We start from the raw sequence: 4,615 nt of genomic DNA, 5'->3' as shown, positions 1-4,615 counted from the left end.
TCTGCCCGCACATGCTTCGGCTCTGATGTATTTCGTGTTGATAGGTGCTCCTGACAGAAGGCAGCCGAAGTTTGCTTTTGCAAGCTTGGTGCCGTTCGCCGCTTCAGCCGGAGGAGTGCCGAGCTGTACAGTGAAGCGGTATTGGTCGTCTTCGACGATGGGATTTACGTAAGCCTCTTTGCCATCCTTACTGGCAAGAATAAAGGTAGAGACGAGCGGCACATTAACATGGGAGAAGGCCGGGTTTGGGCTTTTAACCGTTCGCGCCCAAAGCCAGGCTATAACATTGAGTTTTTGTCCGACAAGCAGCGTGAGGTCGGGGCGGTCTTTCGTCATTTCCGCCGTGATTTCCACCGGCGGATAGAGGTGGCCGATGCGCCTCTGCGCTTCCTCCCGCATCCAAGCGCCGTAGTAGCGCACGTCTTCCGCCAGACCGGTGGCACCGGGCCATTCCCGTTCCAAATCCAGTTCCTTCTTCTTCGCCCCTTGGCGGCTTTGCAGGATGCTGACTGGCGGCAGGCCAGCGAACTTTGGCGGGATCTCGATCATGGCCTTGTTGATGAGCACGGCCACGGGGTTGAGGTCACTGGCGTAAGCTTCAAGCCCCAGCCGCTGCGCCTCCAGCGGGATGGCCCCGCCACCGGCAAAGGGATCGTGCAGGGCGGGTAGCTTGTCGGGATTGAACAGCTCGGCGGCCTGCGGGTGGTCCTTGTTCAGCTCGCACACCTCCCGCCACGAGCGGCGAATCTCGGCGCGGGCCCGCTCCAGCACTTCTTCGTTGGTGCTGTTCTCCCACAGCACGAGGTCTTCGATAATTTTGAACAGCCGCTTCCGCTCGATGGCGGCTTCCTTCCTGTTCATCCCGTATTTGAAACCTCTGCCAATGTTTGAGCCGGGATCGTTGACGAGCTGCGCAAATAGTATGGCCCTTGCCGCCGCCAGCGGTCGCCGTGCCCACCAAAGATGAATGCCGCGAGGATGCGCACCAATGCCCGGCATCTTCTCGTAAGCGCAGGCCTCGTTGATTGCGTCTAGTGGCAGCGCGACTTCGATGAGCTTGCGGGGTGATTTGATGGGGTGGTCGGACATGCCTTAAATTCCTTGGGCGCGTGCGAGCAACGCTTTGAGGTCGTAGTTGACGGATGATACGCCCCAGCCGGGTTCTTCCTTGAATGGATGAGTCACGTAATGAGGACCGTCGATGGAGTCGTCCTCACCAACCAGCACGATCGCAAGGTGGTATTTGATGCCCTGGTTCCAGCTTTCAAAAATCTCGTTCTTTGTCACCGTGACGATGGTTGCGCCTTTGACGCGGCCTTTCACTTCGATGTGACGGGCCTCGGGCAACCTGCCTTCCATGGCAGGTGCGTAAGCAGTGATGTCCCAACCACATTTCTGGGCGGAGACATCTACGATGCGGTTGCCCCGCGCTTCTTCGGCCAAACGGACGGCGTTCATCGCGAGCTGCTCGATGCGCGAGCGCGCTTCAGGGTCGGCTGAGAAAGCAGAGCCAACGGGGAGTGGGTCCCCGCGCAACTTCCGAAGGAGGCCCGCCGGAACAACAAGTGCACCACTTAGAACGACAGGCGTGGCGGAGGTGACGTGTCGCATTGATTGGAGTTCTTTCTTGCGACTTTCCAACCGTGCTTCGAGGTCGCTGAGGGTGCGGCGGACGTTTTCGAGGTTCAGCCGTACGTCTTTCCCGGCGGCTTTGTCGTCGGTCAGCTTGATGTAGCGGTCGGACCAATAATCAATCTCCTTCGTCAGACGCTCGTGAACGGCGGCGAGCGTCTTGTCCACATGGGCGATGCGTCGCCCTGCGATTTCGCTGAAATGTTCCGGGACGAGTTTGGAGGCCGCGAGAGCGAGGGCGCGTTGTTCGAGCCCCGAGGACAGCCAGGGGGCGGAAAGCGCTTCTGCCAGCAAAGGACGATCGGCGGCCGCAAGCGGTTCAAGGTCCAGGTGTGGTGCCCAACCGGCAAAGGTGGCACTTCCATCTGGCAGGACGCGGACGAATTGCAGACGCTTTGAGATCACGTGACCGTCGCCGGATTTAACCTCGTGCGTAATGAGAAAGAGGAGCGATGGCTGGTCGCCCTCGTCACTCGGATCCACGAGGATTGTGCCCTGGCGCAGTAGATTCGCGTGCTGCTCCAGCAACACGTCGCTAAGGGCCAGCATGAGCGGATGGCCGGGATGGATCATGCTGGCGAAAGCAAGACCGGGGCGCTCTGTTGGGCGCACGGCGTCTTTTGTGAAGCAGACGCGTTCGTAGCGTTTGAGGACGGGAGCTAGGTCGCGCCGATTGCGTCCGGTGATGAGTCGGTCGCGTTCACGCAATTCCCCAGGAACGTGGGTTATCTCGAAACGCTCGAATTCGCGGGGATAGATGGCCCCACCGAGCGCCTCGAAACCTTTCATGAAAAAGGAGCGAACGAAATAAGGCTGGAGGCGACGGGCTTCAGCCTTTTCCATTTCCTCCTTCACGGCAAAGAGACGCTCCGGGCTCAGGCTTTCGTGAGCCAGCGCGTCGCGGTTTAGAATGGTGAGGAGGTGCTCGCGATTGAGCGCGTTGTCGATTTTCTGGCTGAGACGGGCGCGCACTTCCGGCTGGTCGCCGTAACGGATGGCTTCGAGCAGCATGTCCTTGAGGCTGTTTCCGTCAAAGACTTCGCCGAGGACGTTGAACACCTGGCCCTGGAGGGCTTCGCTGACGACTTGAAGCTTTTCGAGCAAGCGGAAGAAGACGTCACCCTCGCGCGTTTCTTTGGCGACCAGATTCCAAAGGTGGCAAACCTCTTGTTGCCCGATGCGGTGGATACGGCCGAACCGTTGTTCGAGTCGGTTGGGGTTCCACGGCAGATCATAGTTCACCATCAAGTTGGCGTTCTGGAGATTGATACCTTCACCGGCGGCATCTGTGGCGACGAGGACGCGAACCTCAGGATCAGAACGGAATAGGGCCTGAACCTTGCGGCGGTCGTCGCGGTTGACGCCACCGTGGATGACGACGATCGCGTTATGGCTGCCGAGCACGCCAGCAATTTTCTCATGCAAGTAGTTGAGGGTGTCGCGGTGCTCGCTGAAGATGATGATCTTCCGAATCCGACCCCCTGCGTCGTGCATCTTGGGTTCGTTCTGAAGGATGCGGGAAAGTTCATCCCATTTGCGGTCCTTTCCTGAGGCGACCAAGGCTTTCGCTTGTCGTTCCAGGTCTTGAAGGCTGACAATTTCCGCTGCCAACTCCGCGATAGTTTGCGAAGCCGTGGCTTGATCAACCAAAGTTTCTTCAAGGTTTTCCTGCTCCTCCGCATTGAGATCGTCTTCGTCGTCGGGAACATCGGCGAGGGTTTCGGCGAGAATCTGCTGGCCGCGAGCGCCCATCTTTTCCTCGCGGAGGCGGCGTTCGAGGCGTTCGCGACGGCGTTTCAGCGATTGGTAAATCGCTTCCGGACTGGAAGCCAGTCGCCGTTGCAGCGCCGTGAGGGCGAAACCGACGGAGCCTTTGCGTTTGCCTTCAAGGGCATCAGCTTTTCCCATCTCTGTCTTCACGTACTGGGTCACGGCTTCATACAGTGCGGATTCCAGGTCGGAGAGCTGGTAGTTGACGGTGTAGGCGCGGCGCTCCGGGAAGAGGGGAGTGCCGTCGAATTTCACCAGCTTTTCCTTCACCATGCGGCGAATGAGGTCAGAGCAATCGACCTTGTGAACGCCGTCCCGGAATTTCCCGTAGAAACGATCTGAATCGAGAAGTGAGAGGAACAATTGAAAATCCTCTTCCTTGCCGTTGTGCGGCGTGGCGGTCATCAACAAGAGGTGGCGCGTTTGGGCACCGAGTTTTTCGGCAAACTTGAAACGACCGGTCTTTTCCAGCTTGTTGCCGAAGAAATGAGCGGCGAGCTTGTGGGCCTCGTCAAACACCACCAGATCCCAGCCAGCGGCACAAAGCTTTTCCTGGAGATCCTCGTTGCGGGCCATCTGGTCGAGCCTAACGATCAGGTGATCGATGTCTTCGAAGGGGTTGCCGCTGGGGGTAGCAGCTTCCAGGTCTTTGGTGAAGACCCGAAACTCCAAGCCGAATTTCTCGAACATTTCTTCACGCCATTGGTCCACCAGACTTCCGGGGGCAACGATCAGAATGCGCCGCGCGTCGGCACGCATGATCAGTTCCCGAACGTAAAGACCTGCCATGATGGTTTTGCCCGCGCCGGGGTCGTCGGCGAGCACGAAACGTAACGGCTGGCGCGGCAGCATGGATTCATAAACGGCGGTGATTTGGTGAGGTAGCGGTTCCACATTTGAAGTGTGGACGGCCATCATAGGGTCGAACAGGAAGGCCAGGTCGATACGCTTGGCTTCCACGGTCAGTTTGAAGGCTTCGCCGTCTCCATCAAAGGACCAAGGACGCTCGGTCGTGGCGATCTGAATACTGGATTCATCTCCTCGATTCAGGAGACGGTCCTTGAGCGCTCCATCCGGGGTCTTGTAGATGACCTGGACTGCGCCTTCTCCGATTGGAACCACGGCCACAACGGTTACCACGCTGGACGGCTCAATGCCGACCAGTGAAACGTTGGGGGTGATCTGTTCCAATTGCATCGCGGGACCGTAGCAA

General features: G+C 58.5%; 2 protein-coding genes. Both read right to left on the bottom strand.

All coding sequences use genetic code 11. The annotated features are described in order from the left end of the window. Nucleotides 1–1,089 (bottom strand): DUF1156 domain-containing protein (locus JNN07_18945; GenBank protein MBL9169824.1); only part of this gene is annotated, 1,089 nt, incomplete at its 3' end. A 3-nt stretch (nucleotides 1,090–1,092) separates the two neighbouring features. Next, nucleotides 1,093–4,599, bottom strand: a complete 3,507-nt coding sequence (locus JNN07_18940) for a DUF3883 domain-containing protein (GenBank protein ID MBL9169823.1) — start codon at nucleotides 4,597–4,599, stop codon at nucleotides 1,093–1,095. Nucleotides 4,600–4,615 lie beyond the last annotated feature (16 nt).

Source organism: Verrucomicrobiales bacterium (genome assembly GCA_016793885.1).
GTDB lineage: Bacteria > Verrucomicrobiota > Verrucomicrobiia > Limisphaerales > UBA11320 > UBA11320.
The sequence above is the reverse complement of the archived record's forward strand: the minus strand, read 5'-3'. Positions and strand labels throughout refer to the sequence as shown.

Bases quoted from the DNA above. Each gene is read 5' to 3' on its own strand.
- JNN07_18940 (MBL9169823.1), bottom strand. From the start codon at position 4,599: ATGCAATTGGAACAGATCACCCCCAACGTTTCACTGGTCGGCATTGAG.